Consider the following 16775-nt stretch of genomic DNA (forward strand, 5'->3'; position numbering starts at 1 on the left):
GGCCGCGTCTATGTGATCAACAAGACGCAGAAGCGCTACAAGGCCCGTCAGGGCTGAGGCTGCTTCAGCAGACCGGATCATGGGCCGCCCTGGGAAACCTCGGCGGCCTTTTCCTTTTTCCGCCCCGCTCGTCGATGGCTTCGTCCCTCCGCGCTGAACCGCGACGAGAAGACGACGTCGCACGAGGAGAGCTTTCAGGGATCGCCATGGCCCTTCGCCCCTTCCTGCCCGAAGACATCCCCGCCGCCCGCGCGCTCTGGCAGGCGACGCCCGGTGTCGGCCTCTCTGCCGCCGACGAGCCCGCTGCGCTGGCGGCCTTCCTGACCCGCAACCCCACCACCTGCTTCGTCGCCGTCGCGCAAGGAGGTCTCGCCGGAACGATCCTCGTCGGCCATGACGGTCGGCGCGGGTTGATCCACCACCTTGCCGTCGCCACCGACAGCCGCCGCAGCGGGCTTGGCCGCAGGCTGGTCGAGGCCGGTCTCGCCGCGCTGCACGCCCAGGGCATCGACAAGTGCCACCTGATGGTCTTCACCAACAACGCCGGGGGCGCGGCCTTCTGGACCGGGATCGGCGCCACCCGCCGCAACGAACTTGCTCTCTATTCGCTGCCCACCGCGCGCCGCTGACAGCCCAGGCGCCAAATCTTTTCGAAAAGGTTTGCAAAAATCCTTCGAAGGATTTTGCTTCCCCCGCGCAGCCGCAGGAATCGCCGATGCACCCGAACCCCGCCTTCCGCCAGGAAACGCGCGAGAGGAATCTCGCCCTCGCCCGCACCCGCGGCTTCGGCCTTCTTACGGTGAACGGCCCCGAGGGTCCGCTCGCCGCCCATGTCCCCTTCCTCCTGAACGCGGATGCGAGCTTCGCCGAGTTGCACCTCGCCCGCTCGAACCCCATCGCCCGCGCCGCTCTGCCCGCCCCCGCGCTGATCGCCGTCTCGGGACCGGACGCCTATATCTCGCCCGACTGGTATGGCCCGCATGACCAGGTGCCCGATCAGGTGCCCACCTGGAACTATGTCGCCGTCCACCTGCGGGGCACGCTGGAACCGTTGCCGGACGACTCGCTGCACCCGCATGTCGATGCCCTCTCTGCCGAGCATGAGAGCCGGATCGCGGGCAAGCGCCCCTGGACCAGCGCCAAGATGACCGAAGGCGCGCTGCCCCGGATGCTGCGGATGATCCTGCCCTTCCGCTTCCGAGTGACTTCGGTCGAGGGCACCTGGAAGCTGAACCAGAACAAGACGCCCGAGATCAGGGCGCGCGCGGCGGAGGCGCTGGCACAGGGCGATGCGGCAGCGCAGGCCATCGCCACCCTGATGAGGGGTCTGCCGCCGGGGTGGAAGCGGGGGACGACGGACCGATGAAATCGGCCGCGAAACCTGCTAGGATCGCAACCGGGCCAGGCCATCGGAGCGACCCATGAAGATCGTGGAAAAGACCGCGGACCGTCTGCGGCTCGGCAGTTCGCCCTGGCTGATGACGGGCCTTTTCGCGGCCATGGTGGTGACGATGCTGGCCGCCGCCGTGGGAAAGCAGCGGGACGGGGCCAGCAACGAGGCGGGCGTGCTGTTCCTTTTCGCCCTCGCCGTCCTGATCGGCGGGCTGTTCATCTGCGCCTTCGTCCGCCTCACGCTCGACCGCAGGTCGGGTCGGGTCACCTACAGCCGGTTCACCTTGCGCGGCTGGCAGCACAGGGACTGGGCGCTGGCCGACCTCGCCTCGATGCGCGCGGCGACCGACCCGACCGAGAAGGTCCGCGAAGGCCGGCCCTACCGCCGGCTGGAGCTTGTGTGGAAGACCGCGGCGCCTCCCTTTCCGGTTCAGAGCGCCTACCAGCGGCCGCCGCGCGGGCAGTCCGGGACCAGGGCGCCGCTTGAAACGCTCGCGTCCACGGTCAATTCCTGGCTGAAGCGGAAGCGCTGACCCGTTTACAACGGCCGCCCCCGCGCCCTATCCTTCCCCGAAACGGAGGTCGCCATGCCCCTGCCCCTCGCCCCCCTGATCCCCCTCGCGGTCCGCCTGGGCCTCGTTGCGACGACGACGTTCGCCCTGACCCGGCTGGTCCAGTCCCGGGTCCATCCCGGCCGCACCGACCAGCGGGCCGAGGACGCGCTCGACGAGCTGGGCGAGGGCCTGACCCTGCACCGTCCCGCCGACCGGTCCGCCGATCCGGGCGACAGCCAGACCAACGCCACGGCGCGGGTCCGCCGGGTGATCCGCTTCCGGGGCCGGGCCTACGAACTCGACGCCGGGCTGATGGCCCGCTTCCGCCTGCGGGCGACGGGGGAATGAAGCTCTACCACGCCCCGGCCTCGCCCTTCGTCCGCAAGGTGATGGTCCTTCTCCACGAAGCCGGTGCTGCCGACCGCGTCACCCTGGTCCCGGCGCTGGGCAACCCGCTCGATCCCGGCACGATCCCGGTCGACCGCAACCCGCTGGGCAAGATTCCGGCGCTGGAGCGTGAGGATGGCCCAACCCTCTATGACAGCCGGGTGATCACCCGCTATCTCGACGATCTCCTCGGCGCCGGTCTCTACCCGCCCGCCCCCCGCCTGTGGGACACGCTGGTGATCGAGGCCACCGGCGACGGGATTGCCGAGGCCGCGGTCCTGATGCGCTACGAGATGCATGTCCGCCCCGAGGCGACCCGCTCGCCCGACTGGGCCGAGGCGCAGTGGCAGAAGATCGCCCGCGCGCTGGATGCGCTGGAGGAGCGCTGGACAAGCCATCTCTCCGGCCCGCTCGACATGGGCCAGATCGCCGTCGGCGCGGCGCTCGGCTACCTCGACTTCCGCCTTGCCCAGCGGGACTGGCGCGCCGCGCATCCCGGATTGGCCGTCTGGTACGCCGCCTTCGTCGCCCGCCCGGCCATGCAGGCCACCGCCCCCACCGCCTGAAGCTGCGCCCGAAGCCGCGACCGCCGCGACACACCGGACGAACTGCCGCAGAGAAATGCGAAGGCTGGCGGCTTTGTCCGCTGGACGAGGACCGCCGCCTTGGCTAAACACCGGCCGTCGGGGCATGGTTTTCCATGGCCCCTCAAGTCATATGGGTCGGCAACCGGCGGCCCGATAGGGGAGAAGATCTCGTGTCCCACGTAGACGATCACGCAGGCACCGGCGAAGGCACTCGGCGGGATTTCCTGTACTACGCAACGGCGGGCGCCGGGGCGGTGGCAACGGGCGCCGCGGTCTGGCCGCTGGTCAACCAGATGAACCCCTCGGCCGACACCCGGGCGCTGGCCTCGATCCTGGTCGATGTCTCGGCGGTCGAGGTCGGCACCCAGCTCACCGTCAAGTGGCGCGGCAAGCCGGTCTTCATCCGCCGCCGCAGCGCCGAAGAGATCGAGGCGGGCCGCGCCGTGAAACTGGGCGATCTGGTCGACCCGCACAGCGAGAACTCGAACAAGCCCGACACCGACGCCTCGGACGCCAACCGCACGCTGGACGATGCGGGCGAATGGCTGGTGATGATGGGCGTCTGCACCCATCTCGGCTGCGTTCCCCTGGGCGACGGCGCGGGTGAGTTCGGCGGCTGGTTCTGCCCCTGCCACGGGTCGCACTACGATACGGCGGGCCGCATCCGCAAGGGACCCGCTCCGCGCAACCTGCAGGTCCCGGTTGCCGCCTTCTTCGACGAAACCACCATCAAGCTTGGGTAAGGATCAGCATCATGGCCGGAATCCCCCACGATCATTACGAACCCAAGACCGGAGCCGAGCGCTGGCTGCATAGCCGTCTGCCCATCGTCGGGCTCCTCTACGACACCATCATGATCCCCACGCCCAAGAACCTGAACTGGATGTGGATCTGGGGCATCGTGCTGACCTTCTGCCTTGCGCTGCAGATCGTGACCGGCATCGTCCTGGCGATGCACTACACCCCGCATGTCGACAAGGCCTTCGCCTCGGTCGAGCACATCATGCGCGACGTGAACGGCGGCTACATGCTGCGCTACCTGCATGCGAACGGCGCCTCGCTGTTCTTCTTCGCGGTCTACCTGCACATCTTCCGCGGCCTCTACTACGGGTCCTACAAGGCCCCGCGCGAGGTGACCTGGATCATCGGGATGATCATCTACCTGCTGATGATGGCGACCGGCTTCCTTGGCTACGTCCTTCCCTGGGGGCAGATGTCCTTCTGGGGCGCGACCGTGATCACCGGCCTCTTCGGCGCCATTCCCGGCGTGGGCGAACCGCTGCAGACCTGGCTTCTGGGCGGCCCGGCGGTGGACAATGCCACGCTGAACCGCTTCTTCAGCCTGCACTACCTGCTGCCCTTCGTGATCGCGGCGCTGGTCGCCGTCCACATCTGGGCCTTCCACACCACCGGCAACAACAACCCGACCGGGGTCGAGGTGCGCCGTGGCTCGAAGGAAGAGGCCGAGCGCGACACCGTGCCGTTCTGGCCCTACTATGTGCTGAAGGATCTTTTCGCCCTGGCGGTGATCCTGGCGGTGTTCTTCGCGGTCGTGGGCTTCATGCCCAACTTCCTCGGCCACCCCGACAACTATATCGAGGCCAACCCGCTGGCCACGCCCGCGCATATCGTGCCGGAATGGTATTACCTGCCGTTCTACGCGATCCTGCGCGCCTTCACCGCCGATGTCTGGGTGGTGATCGCGGCCAACTGGCTGTCGTTCGGGATCATCGACGCCAAGTTCTTCGGCGTGCTGGCGATGTTCGGCGCCATCGCGGTCATGGCGCTGGCGCCCTGGCTCGACACCTCCTCGGTGCGCTCGGGCCGCTATCGCCCGATGTTCAAGTGGTGGTTCGCCCTGCTTGCCATCGACTTCGTGGTCCTGATGTGGTGCGGCGCGATGCCTGCGGAGGAACCCTATGCCACGATCTCGCTGATCGCGGCGGCCTACTGGTTCGCCTATTTCCTGGTCATCCTGCCGCTTCTGGGCGTGATCGAGAAGCCGCTGGCCCAGCCCGCGACCATCGAAGAGGACTTCAACGCACATTACTCGCCGACGACCGGCGGGACCAAGACCATCGCGGCCGAGTGAGAGGAAACCAGTCATGTTCCGCAACATCGCACTCATCGCCGCATCGGCCCTGGTCCTGAGCACTGGCGGCGTCATCGCCGCCGGGGAAGGCGCGCATATCGAGGACGTGGCCTTCGCCCATGAAGGCCCGTTCGGCAAGTTCGACCAGTTCCAACTGCAGCGCGGTCTTCAGGTCTATACCGAGGTCTGCTCGGCCTGCCACGGATTGAAATACGTCCCCCTCCGCTCCCTCTCCGACGCGGGCGGGCCGGGGATTCCGGAAGATCAGGTCCGGGCCTATGCCAAGCAGTTCACCGTGACCGACAAGGAAACCGGCGAGGACCGCGAGGGCCTGCCGACCGACAACTTCCCCGCCAACACCGGCGCGGGCGCCCCTGACCTGTCGCTGATGGCCAAGGCCCGTGCTGGCTTCCACGGGCCCTCTGGCACCGGGATCAACCAGCTCGTCCGTGGCATGGGCGGGCCGGAATACATCCACGCGATCCTCACCGGCTACACCGGCGAGGACAAGGAAGAATTCGGCACCACCTTCTACGAGAACCACGCCTTCTCGACCGGCTGGATCGCGATGCCTCCGCCGCTGTCGGATGACCAGGTGACCTACGCCGACGGCACCAAGGCGACGGTGGACCAGATGTCGATGGACGTGTCCTCCTTCCTGATGTGGGCGGCCGAGCCGAAGCTGATGGACCGCAAGAACGCGGGCTTCGTCAGCGTGATCTTCCTGCTGGTGCTTTCGACGCTGCTGTACCTGACCAACAAGCGGATCTGGTCGGGGATCAAGGGCAAGAAGCACGCCTGACCGGATCGGCAAATGCATTCGGAAAACCCCGCCGCCGCGCGGGGTTTTTCATTTCCGGCCAAGGTAATCCTGCACCACCGGCGGCGGATCGGCCAGCAGGTCGGCGGTCGCAACCGGGCGATGGACGGTGCCCCCGGCGACGAAGGCCGTCTCACCGCCAAGCGCCAACGCGTCCTGCGGATCATGCGTGACCATCAGCACCAGCGCCCCGGTCTCGTCCGCCACCTCGCGCACCAGGTCCAGCATCTCGGCCCGAAGCGCGGGGCCGAGCGCGGCAAAGGGTTCGTCCAGCAGCAGGATTGGCCGGGCGCGCAGCAAGGCCCGCGCCAGCGCCGCCCGGCTGGCCTGGCCGCCCGAAAGCTGCGCGGGACGGCGGGGGCCAAGGCCCTGAAGTCCGACGCGCTCCAGCGCCGCCTCGATCTGCGCGTGGTCGGCTTGCGTCAGCCGTAGGTCGGGACGCAGGCCAAGGCCCAGGTTCCGGGCGACGGTCAGATGCGGGAACAGGTTCTGGTCCTGGAACAGGATCGTCACCGGACGCTCGCCCGGCGGAATGGGGGTCAGGTCTTGTTCCTGCCACAGCACACGGCCGGAGGTCTGGGGGAAGAAGCCCGCAATCATCGACAGAAGGGTGGACTTGCCCGCGCCGGATGGCCCCATCACCGCGATCCGGCTGCCCGCAGGGGCGGACCAGTCGGCGGTCAGGCGGAAGTCGCCTTGCGTGATGGTCAGGTGGTCAAGCTGCAGCACGGCGGCCTCCGGCGTCAAAGGCCCAGAAGAGGGCGAAGGACAGGGTGACGAGAATCAGCGCGGCCGAGGCGGCGGCCTCCATCCGGTAGGCTCCGGTCAACTGGCTGACGACGAGGGGCAGGGTGGCCTGTTGCTCCCCGGCGAAGAGGGCGATGACGCCGAGGTCGCCCATCGAGAGCGCCGCCGCGATCCCGGCGCCGAAGCCCAGCGGACGGGCCAGACGCGGCAGCACCAGCCAGCGCAGGCGGGGCCAGCCGGTCAGCGACAGGCTGTCGGCGAGGCGGCCATAATCGGCGTGCAGGGCGCGCGTCTCGGGCAGGAGGATGCGGTAGAGATAGGGCAGCGAGAGGGCGACATTGACCAGGATCGTGACCGGCAGGGCCAGCGTCATCGGTGCAATGGGCCGGATCATCAGGAAAAGCCCGGTCCCCAGCACCAGCCCGGAGGTCGCCAGCGGCAAGGTCGCCGCCGCCTCGATCAGCGGACGGGACTGGCGGGATGCGGCCAGCGCCAGGGTCAGCGCGGCGGTGGTGGCCAGAAGAGATGAGGTCAGGGCCACGAGGATCGACCGTCCAGCGGCAGGCAGAACCGAGGCGGGCAGGTCCGCCAGCCCCGGCAGACCGCGGACAAGCACCGCGCCCAGCGGCAGTGCCAGGAACAGCGCCGCCGCCGCCAGCGCCGCCGCGTCCCCCCAAAGTCGCCAGCCGCCGAAATCGGTCAACCGAAGCTCGCGGTCCAGCCCGGTTCCGAAGCCCGCGGGCCGGGTCAGCACCCATGCCGCCAATGCAGCAAGCGATCCGACCGCCAGTTGCACCCCCGCCAGGCCTGCGGCGCGGCCCAGGTCGAACTCGAACCGCACCGCCTGGTAGATCGCCAGTTCGATCGTGGTGGCCGAGGGGCCGCCGCCGAGGGTGATGACCACGGCAAAGCTGGTCAGGCAGATCACCAGGATCACCAGCGCGACCCCCGGCAGCACCTCGCGCAGCATGGGTCCTTCCAGATGGCGAAAGGTCTCGCCCGGGCCGAAGCCGAGGGATTGCGCCAAGCGGATGCGCTCGGCGGGGAGGGCGAGCCAGCCCTGCAGGATCATCCGGGTGGCGAGGGGGAGGTTCAGGAAGATGTGGGCCAGCACGACACCGTGGAGCCCGTAGATCGAGACAGGCGGCAGGCCGAGGGCGGTGAGGGTCTGGTTCATGAGGCCAGCGCGGCCGAAGACGGCGAGGAGGCCGAGGACGGCGACCACCGCGGGCAGGAGGAAGGGTGCCCCCATCAGGGCGATCAGCGCGGCACGGCCGGGGAAGCGGCGGCGCGCCAAGGCTCGGGCGACCGGGATGGCGAGAAGGGTGGAAAAGAGTGCGGAAAGAAGGGCTTGCGTGACCGAGAACCGGACGGCGGCCCAGTCCGCCGGGCCAAGCGTCATCCCCGCCCCCCGCCAGCCGACGGCGGCGAGGGGGGCTGCGACCAGCGCCAGCAGCAAGGCCGCCAGCGCCGGTGCGGCAAGGCTCAGCGGGCGAGCGCGGCTTGCCATTCAGCGAGCGCCGGATCGCGGGCGGCCTGGGCTTCCGTCGGGGTCATCAGCAGCGATTTCGCCGGGCGGAAGTTGTCGAACCCTTCCGGCAGGCCGGAGGCCGGGGTCACGGCGGGATACATCCAGTTGGTCTGGGGCAGGGCCGACTGGAAGGCGTCGGTCAGCATGAAGTCGAGGAACCTGTCCGCCAGGTCGGGTTGGTCGCTCGCGGCCAGTTTCCCGGCGACCTCGATCTGCATGTAGTGGCCCTCGTCGAACAGGGCCGCAGCCTTGGTATCATCGCTTTCCGCAATCAGGTGGTAGGCCGGGCTGGTGGTGTAGCTGAGCACCATGTCCGCCTCGCCTTCGAGGAAGAGGCCATAGGCCTCGGACCAGCCGGGGGTGACGGTGACGATGTTGTCGGCGAGGCCCTTCCAGACCTCGGCGGCCTTGTCGCCATAGGCCGCCTTGACCCACAGAAGAAGGCCGAGGCCGGGGGTGGAGGAACGGGGATCCTGGATGACGATCTTCAGGTCCGACGCGGCGAGGGCCTCGAAGGATTTCGGGGGCTCGCTGACCTTGGTCTTGTCGTAGACGAAGGCGAACCAGCCCCAGTCGAAGGGCAGGAACAAGGGGTCGGCATAGTCGACGGGCAGGTTCAGCGCGAGGTTTTTCCCATGCGGTGCAAAGAGTTGCGTGGCGGCTGCGGCACCGGTCAGGCTGGTGTCGAGACCGAGAACCACGTCGGCGTCAGAGGCTGCGCCCTCCAGCTGGATGCGGGCGAGGAGGGCCGCGCCGTCCCCCGCGGGGACGAAGCGCAGGTCGCAGCCGCAGGTTTCCTCGAAGGCCTTTTCCACCGCCGGGCCGGGGCCCCATTCCGAGGTGAAACTGTCGTAGGTGAGGACGGTGAGGACGGGAGTTTCGGCCATGGCCTGGGTGGCAATGGTCAGAAGGCCCGCAGCAAGGAGGTGTTTCTGCATCGTTTTCTCCAAGTTGCGACGGATTGGTCGGGGATGGAGAACCCATGCACCTTCCCTCCGCCGGTATGATCCGGTTCAGGTTCGACGGGTTCGCTTTCGCATCTCAGCCGGTGAGGGCTCCCCGAGGTGAGGGGGAAGATAGGGGAATGGGCGGGAGGCGCAAGGGCCGATGGTTAGGGAGAGGTGAACGCTTTGGATCGGCAGGCCGTGGGTGCCGGCTTAATCATCTGAAATCGCTTGGAAATTCGTATCTGGATTCCGTCTGGAAGGCGTATGGATTGCGTATGGCTTCGATATGGGCGGGTGCGGGGTTAACCATTTGAGTCCGGGGGCGCGAATCGGATTCGGGGTGCCCAAGGGAAGCGTCGCCCCCACCCCGGCCCTCCCCCACAAAGGGGGGAGGGAGGCGCTGGCGAGGCCGTCGGTCCCAGGTGCGGGGCCGTGGCGCTTGCGGAGGCGGCGGGTGCCTCCGGCGGGAGTATTTTCGCCAAGAGGAAGGGATCAGGCGCGGCTATTCGCGGCGCAGATAGAGCGTGCCGTTCGGTTCGCCGTTCATGTCCTCGGCGAAGCCGAGAGTGGCGAGGGCGGGGGTGAGGTTCTGGCGGGCGGCGGTGACTTCGGAGGGGTCGAGGAAAGGGATCAGGATGCGGCGGACGTCGGTGAGGGCGGGTTCGGTGAAGGCCTCTGCCGGGAGGAGCGGGCCGGAGAGGCGGATCACCTCGGGCCGGGCGTCGGCGATCAGCCTGTGCAGGCCGGACCAGAGGCCTTCGGCATTGAGGGTCGCCTGCGACCAGGCGATGCCGGTCGGGTCGGGGAAATTCAGCGCGGCGATGCGGCGGGACATGAGGAGCAGCGCGGGGCGTTCCTCGTGGATCGTCACCTGCAATTCGGGATTGGCCGCCCTGGCGCGGAGCGCGACGAAGCCGATGCCGCAGTCGAGATCGAGGAGCCGGGTGCAGCCGGTGAGGAAGCCCGCGATGTTGCGGGCATGGCGGCGGTCGAACTTGCCGGATTGCAGGACTTCCAGCGTCGCGGCGGTGAAGAGGCGGGGGTCGAGCGGGATTTTCAGCGTCTGGTTCTCGACCAGTTCTAGCGGGATGTTGGCGGACAGGTCGGCGGAGCCCGAAATGTAAGGCGAGGTGAAGGGTGAGCCCCAGCCGGGCGGCGGCGGGGTGCGGCGGTCTTCCTTCGGCTGGGCGTTGCGGCGCTGTTCCAGCTTGGTCTGGACGGCCTTCACCGCCTCGGGGTCGCGCGGCTTGGGTGGCTTGGCGACGACCTGGCTGATCGGCACATCGGAAGCGGCGATCAGGTTCTGCACATAGGCCTGGTAGTCGGGCGATTGCTGGTATTCCGCGAGCCGCGCCTCGGCCCTTGCATGGGCGGCCTCGTGCAGGCGGCGGACTTCGGGGTCTTCCAGCAGGGCAGCCATGATCTGGGCCCGGCGGGTGCGGTGGCGGAGGATGCGGGTGTCTTCCACCTCGTTCCGGTCCTGCAGCGACCAGTAGTCGGAATTGTACTTGTCCTTCTTCAGGTTCGCGTTGCCGCGGAACTTGCGCAGGCTGTAGGCGTCCATCGACTTGATGGCATAATGGTTGATCTGTGCCCAGTCGTAGCCGACCGTCCGGCGGATCGAGCGCCAGCCGCGGAACTTGAACCAGTCTTCCAGCGGACGGCCCGAGCCGTTCAGCCAGAGCACACTTTCGGGATAGTCGGTGTCCTTGTGCTGCGACTTGATGATCGGGCGGTGCATCCCGAGCCGCAGATATTTCGGGTCGAAGCGTAGCATGGTCTTGGTGCCCCAGCCCTTGTTCCAGAACTCGGGCGCGGCGCGGGTGAACTGATCGGTAATCGGGTCGCGCGACCAGTCGCGGATGCCGGAGGAGCCGAAGATGCGCCAGGTCAGGACGATGGCATGGGCATTCATCGCGTTCAGGTCGGCCACCATGCCGTCCAGCGTGCCGGAGGGATGGTTGATGCAGAGGAATTCGTCGGCGTCCAGCACCAGAAGCCAGTCGGAGTTGACGATCAGCTCTTCCTCGCCGGCGCTTTTCAGCATGGAGGGGTGGGGCTTCATGCCCTCGGGGATCACGTTCTCCCGGTGGTGGACGCCGATGTCCATGGCTTCCAGCCGCTTCAAGAGCGTATCGGTGCCGTCGGAACAGTCGTTGGTGTAGACCATCAGCTCGGTGAAGCCGACCGCCAGATGGTGCGCCACCCATTCCACCACGAAGGGGCCTTCGTCCTTCATGGTGGAGAGCGCCACCAGCGAGCCATGCGGGCTGGTCTGGCGGGAGAGCGTCATTCTTCCAGCGCGGCGGCGGGGTCGATGCCGTGCTTCTCGCACATGCGGGCGATGTAGCTGCCTTTCAGTGGCGGGTTCTTGCGCCACCAGGGGCGGGCGGCATTGGTGTAGATGTGCACGGACATTGTGGCGTCGGTGAAATGCCCCTCGACGTTGGAATGGGGGTCGTAGAACACGTCGTTCAGCTGGAACGGCACGGGGTAGAGCGTATCGGCGGTCATCGCCTTGTCGATGTCGCCGGTCACCCCCGCGAAATGGGTGAAGGCCTGCGGGCCGAAGGCGGTGCGTTCGGTCTGGTAGATGCGGACGGGTTTCGGGATGGAGCGGTCGAGCTTGTCCATCTTGCGCTTCTGCTTGTTGCCCCACCAGGCGGGGTAGTCGGGCAGGTTGTCGTAATAGTCGAGCAGGCTTTCGATCAGCCGTCCGGTGCGGGGCATGGCGACGACGCCGCAGTTCAGCGCGCCGCGCATTCCGTGGCCAGCGTAGATATGCTCCTGCCCCTCGGGGAAGGGCTTGTGGCAATAGGCGTCGCAGTCGATCCAGATGGCACCGGTGGCGGCGATCATCTTGTAGCGGAAGACGTTCGACAGGAACGAGGCCGAGGTTTCGGCCACGATGGCGCGGTCGATCTGCATGATCTCGGACGCGGGGCGGACCTCGACGCCTTCGGGCACGTTGCGCACGCTGTCGGTGCAGTAGAGCGTGACCGGGTGACCCTGGACGAGGTGCGATTTCAGGCAGAGCTGGTTGATGTAATGCAGGCTTTCGCCAATCCAGAGCGAGGCGACGGGGCGGCGGGTGAGGGTCATCGGGGTGCCTTTGGAACGGGGGTCAGAAGACCGGGGCGAAGCGGTCGGGCAGGCGGTAAAGCTCCTTGCTGCGGCCACCGCCGAAGAAGGTGATCTTGCCGTCATGCAGGTGCTTCTGGCCTTCGACCATCTTCTTGCGGAAGTCGGGCAGGTCGGCATCCTCGCGCACGGCGGTGAGTTTGGAGAGGGCGAGGAAGGTTTCCAGATCCTTGCCCCAGGCCTTGCCCACGTCCTTCAGGTCGCGGTCCCCGGCCATGGTGGCGCGCATGTCCTTGCGGCCCTTGAGCCGGTCGGTGACCATGGCGTGGTCGAAGAAGCGCAGGTGGATCAGGTAGAGATGCGGGTCGAGCACGCGGGGCTGGTGGCTGTTCGCGTGCCCGCCGACGGTGAACCCGGTTTCCTTGCGTAACACGCAGGGCTTGGCATAGTTGGCATTGGCGCGGAAGACGCGGCGGCGCGACAGGATGGGGGCGTCGTCGGCGAGGGGTTCCGGCTCGGCCTCGGGGTTGTGGACCAGTTCGATCCCGAAGGGGCAGAGCGAGGCGGGCGTGGTCCTCCAGTTGGTGTAGCGGCCGAGGTAGGTCACGAGGTCGGGCGCTGCGGCGGGATCGACGATCACCACCTCGTCCACGTCGCCGACGATGAACCAGTTGTAGTAGCGCAGCATCCCGGCGGAGAACTGGGAGTTGATGGACCAGCGCCGCCGCTCCATCCGCCAGAGAGTGGGGTCGCGGGGCAGGTGGATGACATTGGCGCCCTCGCAGATGCGGTCGTGTTCGGGGTCGCCGCCGTGGGACAGGATGTAGAGGTGCTGGCGTCCGAACTGGCGGCCGTAATAGTCGACCCAGCGCTGCAGGAAGTAATAATCCTTGTAGACCATGGTCATGGCCCCGGCCGGCTGCTTCGTCGGGTCGAGCGTGGCGGGGGTATCGGACATCGGGCCTTCCGTTGGGATGCTGGCGGACGGTATCACGCGGATTCGACGGCTTTCAAGCGCGGGCGGAGGGACGGCCTTCGCCGCGCAGCCGGTCGAGGAAGGCGCGCAACAGCGGCACGCGGCGGGGGCGGAAGCTTTCGTCGGCGGGGCGGACATCGGACATCTGCGCGACCTTGAAGCGGCGGAAATCCTGGCGGAGGCAGCAGAAGGCCAGCACCTGCACCTCGCGGTCGAGAAAGACGGTGCCGAGCGGCCAGATGCGGCGGGCGGTCTGCTGGCCGCTGGCGTCGCGGTAGGTGAGGTCCACGGCGCGCTCTTCCCAGGCGGCTTCGCGCAACAGGTGCAGGTGCGGCGGCGCGGGGGTGCGGCGCTCGAACCGGTAGGAGCGGCTGACGGCGTGGATCGCCTGGCGCTGGACCCGGTCGGGCAGGGTGGCGACGATCTTGGCCTGCGCCTCGGCGGCGGCCTTTGCCAGCAGCGCATCGCCGGATTGCGCGACTTCGGCGAGGCCGAGGACCAGCGCCTCGACCTCCAGCCTCGTGAACATCTGCGGCGGCAGGGCGGGGTCTTCGGTCAGGGTGTAGCCCGCCCCGGCTTCGCCGTCGATCAGCGCACCCGCCGCACGCAGGGACTGGATGTCGCGATAGAGCGTGCGCTCGGACACGCCGGTCTCCTCGGCCAGCCGCGCCGCCGTGACCGGCTGGGGCAGCATCCGGAAGGCGTTCAGCAGGCGGAACAGGCGGTCGGATTTCGGCATGGTATCCTGACAGGTTCTGGCAGGAGGGGAAGGGTAGTCTGATTCCAAGGACAAGCAAAGGAGAGAGACATGCTGACCCTGTTCCATTCGCCGCAAAGCCGGTCCACCATCATTCTGACCCTGATCGAGGAGATGGGCATCGGCGACCGGATCGACGTCCGCGAAGTGACGATCCCGCGCATGGACGGCTCGGGCGCGCGCGACCCGGCGAACCCGCATCCCGAGGGCAAGGTCCCGGCGCTGCTGCATGACGGCCGGCTGATCACCGAGAGGGGCGCGATCATCCTGCACCTGACCAGCCTTTTCCCCGAGGCGGGGCTCGCGCCAAAGGTCGGCACACCGGACTGGGGCGTCTTCGCGATGTGGATGGCCTGGTATCAGGGCGTGCTGGAGCCGACTTTCATCATGGAGGCGGCGAATTTCTCGCATCCCTGGCTGACGGCGGCGGTCCGGGACCACAAGACCGCTGTTGCCCGCCTGCGTGCGGCGTTGGAGAAGGGGCCGTGGATCCTGGGCGAAAGCTTCAGCGCGGCGGACCTGCTGCTGCACGGGCCCTATATCTGGTTCCCCGATGCGACACCGGACGACCCGCTGATCCGCGACTGGATCGAGCGCTGCAAGGCACGCCCCGCCAGCGTGAAGGTGCGCGAAGCGGATGCGGCGCGGATGGCGCAGCTGGTGGCGTGACGAGACGGGGCCATCCTTCGGGTGGCCCTAGTTTTTCGGGGCGCGCGCCAGCTGCACGGCCAGGATCCCGGCCATGGTGATCGCGACGCCGAGGATGTCGAGCGGGCGCACCTTTTCCCCCAGCAGGGCGGCGGCGATGGCCACCCCGAAGAACGGGTTCAGGAAGTGAAAGGTCGCGGCGCGGGTGCTGCCGATGCGGCGGACCAGCGCGAACCAGATCAGGGTTGCGGCAAGGCCGGGCACCACGATCTGATAGGTGAAGGCGGTGAAGAAGGCGGGCGCGGGATCAAGCCACAGCGTTTCGGTCACGGCGGAGATCAGGCCCAGCGACACCGCGCCGACCAGCATCTGCAAGCCGACGACCATGAGAAGATTCCCCCCGGAAGAGGCGCCGCGCAGGGTCAGGGTGGCGACGGCCAGCGCCAGCGCGCCCAGCACGCAAAGCGCGACACCAAGCGGGTCGGCCCCGGCGGTCAGGCGGGTGCCCATGATCAGGCCGACGCCGACGAACCCCGCAACCAGCCCGGCGACGCCAAGGGGAGCCATCCGCTCGCCCCTCAGGAGCCAGGCCAGGGCGGCAACCATCAGCGGCATCGCGGCGGCGATGATCACGGCCAGCGAAGCCTCGACCCACTGCACGGCGATGAAGTTCAGGCCCAGGTAGGCCGCGTTCTGGCAGAGGCCGAAAAGGATCACGGCGCGGGTCTGCGGGCCGGTGAGCCGCCAGCTTTGTCCCAGGGCACGGGCGACGAGAACGGCGATCAGGCCCGAGATCAGGAAGCGCACCGACAGAGCCGCCAGCGGCGGCGCATGGGCCACGATCACCCGCGCCGTGGCGAAGGCCGAGGACCACATGGCGGCGAAGACGGTGCCAAGGAGAAGCGCGCGGATGTCCATGCGGTGGTGGTGCCCGGAGGGGCGCAGAAGGTCAAGATGCAGGGCCGCCTTGACCCGGACCCCCCTCGCCGCGGCGTGGTGGGTGCGCGGGTTCTTATCTTCCGGGGGAGGGGGTGGGCCAAACCGGTGGCTGCCACAGCTCGATCGGCGTGCCTTCGGGGTCGTGGATGCGGGCGAAGGTGCCGTAGCTGCCGTCGCCGTCCCAGTAGGGGCGGGTCTCGACCGCGATCCCGGCGGCGCGCAGTTGGGCGATCAGGCCGGGCAGGTCGTCGACGCGCAGGTTCAGCATCCATTGCCTGTCGGCCGCGAAATAATCGGTATCGGCCTTGAAGGGTGAGAAGACGGTCGGCCCGGCCTCCTGCATCCAGACCGCCAGGTCGGGTTGGGTGATGCCCAGATGGATGCGATACCAGTCGGCCAGCGCGTCCGGGTCTTGCGCCCGGAAGAAGATGCCGCCGATGCCCGTGACCCTGGCCATTTGCGCCTCCCATGCAAAAGGGCCGCCCGATGGGCGACCCTCTCACGAAATCCGGTCGGGCAGAAGCCTCAGCCGTTGACCACGTCCTTCAGCGCCTTGGCGATGGCGAACTTGACCTGCTTGTCGGCGGGCTTGGTCATCGTCTCGCCAGTGGCGGGGTTGCGGACCTGACGCTCGGGGCGGGCCTTGCAGGCCACCTTGCCGAGGCCGGGAAGAGTCACGGTGCCGCCCGCGGCGACTTCGCGCGACACGACTGCGGCGATCGCATCCAGAGCGGCATTCGCGGTCTTCTTGTCGCCGCCCATGGCATCGGCGACGGCAGCCACCAGTTGGGTCTTGGTCATCGGTTTGGACATTTGATCATCCTTCGTTGTTATTCGCTTCGTGACATATGCACGTATCCGCCCGCAAATGGCGGACGTCCCCCTGTTCCGGGGCCACGGCCCAGACACACGGTTTGGGGGTCAAAATCAACCCCTGAACCGCGAAAGACCGGCGATTGACGGCTTTTTCCCCAGTTTAAAGGAAGGCGGTTTCCTCGAAAGAGCGCAGCTTCCGACTGTGGAGCCGCTCGATGGGCGTGTCGCGCAGCATCTCCATCGCGCGGATGCCGATCTGCAGGTGGCGGCTGACCTGGGTCTTGTAGAACTCCGACGCCATGCCGGGCAGCTTCAGCTCGCCATGGAGGGGTTTGTCCGAGACGCAGAGGAGCGTGCCATAGGGCACCCGGAAGCGGAAACCGTTGGCGGCGATGGTGGCGCTTTCCATGTCCAGCGCGACCGCCCGCGACTGCGACAGGCGGCGGACCGGGCCGGACTGGTCGCGCAGTTCCCAGTTGCGGTTGTCGATGGTGGCGACGG

At 67.9% G+C, this 16775-nt stretch carries 20 protein-coding genes, 1 pseudogene and 1 riboswitch; of the genes and pseudogenes, 10 read left to right on the top strand and 11 right to left on the bottom strand.

Annotated elements, in window-relative coordinates:
• The 9 genes from V7Q39_RS20615 to V7Q39_RS11870 all read left to right on the top strand — a co-directional run.
• Positions 1 to 57 (top strand): 50S ribosomal protein L36 (locus V7Q39_RS20615; protein WP_443082514.1); only part of this gene is annotated, 57 nt, incomplete at its 5' end.
• 149 nt (positions 58 to 206) lie between these two features.
• The gene (locus tag V7Q39_RS11835; protein WP_333816783.1) at positions 207 to 629 is read left to right on the top strand and encodes a GNAT family N-acetyltransferase; all 423 of its coding nucleotides are present in this window, start codon (positions 207 to 209) and stop codon (positions 627 to 629) included.
• 86 nt (positions 630 to 715) lie between these two features.
• Complete coding sequence (locus V7Q39_RS11840; RefSeq protein WP_333816784.1) at positions 716 to 1366, top strand: FMN-binding negative transcriptional regulator; 651 nt, start codon at positions 716 to 718, stop codon at positions 1364 to 1366.
• Between the two features lie 55 nt (positions 1367 to 1421).
• Positions 1422 to 1925, top strand: coding sequence for a hypothetical protein (locus V7Q39_RS11845; protein WP_333816785.1), 504 nt, complete (start codon positions 1422 to 1424; stop codon positions 1923 to 1925).
• A 54-nt stretch (positions 1926 to 1979) separates the two neighbouring features.
• Positions 1980 to 2294: a hypothetical protein gene (locus tag V7Q39_RS11850; RefSeq protein WP_333816786.1), complete on the top strand. Its 315-nt coding sequence runs from the start codon at positions 1980 to 1982 to the stop codon at positions 2292 to 2294.
• The gene (locus tag V7Q39_RS11855; protein WP_333816787.1) at positions 2291 to 2899 is read left to right on the top strand and encodes a glutathione S-transferase; all 609 of its coding nucleotides are present in this window, start codon (positions 2291 to 2293) and stop codon (positions 2897 to 2899) included. The genes V7Q39_RS11850 and V7Q39_RS11855 overlap by 4 nt, the downstream gene beginning before the upstream one ends.
• A gap of 191 nt (positions 2900 to 3090) precedes the next feature.
• Positions 3091 to 3663, top strand: coding sequence for a ubiquinol-cytochrome c reductase iron-sulfur subunit (petA, locus tag V7Q39_RS11860; RefSeq protein WP_333816788.1), 573 nt, complete (start codon positions 3091 to 3093; stop codon positions 3661 to 3663).
• A gap of 11 nt (positions 3664 to 3674) precedes the next feature.
• Positions 3675 to 5012, top strand: a complete 1338-nt coding sequence (gene petB / locus V7Q39_RS11865) for a cytochrome b (RefSeq protein ID WP_333816789.1) — start codon at positions 3675 to 3677, stop codon at positions 5010 to 5012.
• A gap of 13 nt (positions 5013 to 5025) precedes the next feature.
• Positions 5026 to 5814, top strand: a complete 789-nt coding sequence (locus V7Q39_RS11870; protein ID WP_333816790.1) for a cytochrome c1 — start codon at positions 5026 to 5028, stop codon at positions 5812 to 5814.
• A 48-nt stretch (positions 5815 to 5862) separates the two neighbouring features.
• On the opposite strand, the gene V7Q39_RS11875 is transcribed toward V7Q39_RS11870, so the two are convergent.
• The 7 genes from V7Q39_RS11875 to V7Q39_RS11905 form a co-directional block, all read right to left on the bottom strand.
• Positions 5863 to 6561, bottom strand: a complete 699-nt coding sequence (locus V7Q39_RS11875) for a thiamine ABC transporter ATP-binding protein (RefSeq protein ID WP_333816791.1) — start codon at positions 6559 to 6561, stop codon at positions 5863 to 5865.
• A complete protein-coding gene (locus tag V7Q39_RS11880) occupies positions 6548 to 8089 on the bottom strand; it encodes a thiamine/thiamine pyrophosphate ABC transporter permease ThiP (RefSeq protein WP_333816792.1) in 1542 nt (513 codons plus the stop codon). Before V7Q39_RS11880 ends, V7Q39_RS11875 begins: the two co-directional genes overlap by 14 nt.
• Positions 8065 to 9048: a thiamine ABC transporter substrate binding subunit gene (gene thiB / locus V7Q39_RS11885; RefSeq protein WP_333816793.1), complete on the bottom strand. Its 984-nt coding sequence runs from the start codon at positions 9046 to 9048 to the stop codon at positions 8065 to 8067. Before thiB ends, V7Q39_RS11880 begins: the two co-directional genes overlap by 25 nt.
• Before the next feature lie 35 nt (positions 9049 to 9083).
• Positions 9084 to 9182: riboswitch (TPP riboswitch) on the bottom strand.
• Between the two features lie 377 nt (positions 9183 to 9559).
• The gene (locus V7Q39_RS11890; protein WP_333816795.1) at positions 9560 to 11350 is read right to left on the bottom strand and encodes a glycosyltransferase family 2 protein; all 1791 of its coding nucleotides are present in this window, start codon (positions 11348 to 11350) and stop codon (positions 9560 to 9562) included.
• Complete coding sequence (locus V7Q39_RS11895) at positions 11347 to 12159, bottom strand: hypothetical protein (RefSeq protein WP_333816796.1); 813 nt, start codon at positions 12157 to 12159, stop codon at positions 11347 to 11349. The genes V7Q39_RS11890 and V7Q39_RS11895 overlap by 4 nt, the downstream gene beginning before the upstream one ends.
• A 22-nt stretch (positions 12160 to 12181) precedes the next feature.
• Positions 12182 to 13096, bottom strand: a complete 915-nt coding sequence (locus tag V7Q39_RS11900) for a glycosyltransferase family 2 protein (protein WP_333816798.1) — start codon at positions 13094 to 13096, stop codon at positions 12182 to 12184.
• 52 nt (positions 13097 to 13148) lie between these two features.
• Positions 13149 to 13853, bottom strand: coding sequence for a helix-turn-helix transcriptional regulator (locus V7Q39_RS11905; RefSeq protein WP_333816799.1), 705 nt, complete (start codon positions 13851 to 13853; stop codon positions 13149 to 13151).
• Between the two features lie 69 nt (positions 13854 to 13922).
• Between V7Q39_RS11905 and V7Q39_RS11910 the strand changes: the two genes are divergently transcribed.
• Entirely contained in the window at positions 13923 to 14540 is a 618-nt protein-coding gene (locus V7Q39_RS11910; RefSeq protein WP_333816801.1) for a glutathione S-transferase family protein, read from the top strand.
• A 27-nt stretch (positions 14541 to 14567) separates the two neighbouring features.
• Here the strand turns inward: V7Q39_RS11910 and V7Q39_RS11915 are convergent, their stop codons facing one another.
• The 4 genes and pseudogenes from V7Q39_RS11915 to V7Q39_RS11930 form a co-directional block, all read right to left on the bottom strand.
• Positions 14568 to 15437: a DMT family transporter gene (locus tag V7Q39_RS11915; protein ID WP_333816802.1), complete on the bottom strand. Its 870-nt coding sequence runs from the start codon at positions 15435 to 15437 to the stop codon at positions 14568 to 14570.
• A gap of 94 nt (positions 15438 to 15531) precedes the next feature.
• Positions 15532 to 15915, bottom strand: a complete 384-nt coding sequence (locus tag V7Q39_RS11920; protein ID WP_333816803.1) for a VOC family protein — start codon at positions 15913 to 15915, stop codon at positions 15532 to 15534.
• A 68-nt stretch (positions 15916 to 15983) separates the two neighbouring features.
• Entirely contained in the window at positions 15984 to 16271 is a 288-nt protein-coding gene (locus V7Q39_RS11925) for an HU family DNA-binding protein (protein ID WP_333816804.1), read from the bottom strand.
• 163 nt (positions 16272 to 16434) lie between these two features.
• Positions 16435 to 16775 (bottom strand): annotated as a pseudogene (locus V7Q39_RS11930) (AMP nucleosidase); the annotation flags it as partial.

Origin of the sequence: Tabrizicola sp. (assembly GCF_036781545.1) — a bacterium.
In the GTDB taxonomy this organism is placed as follows: Bacteria; Pseudomonadota; Alphaproteobacteria; order Rhodobacterales; family Rhodobacteraceae; genus Tabrizicola.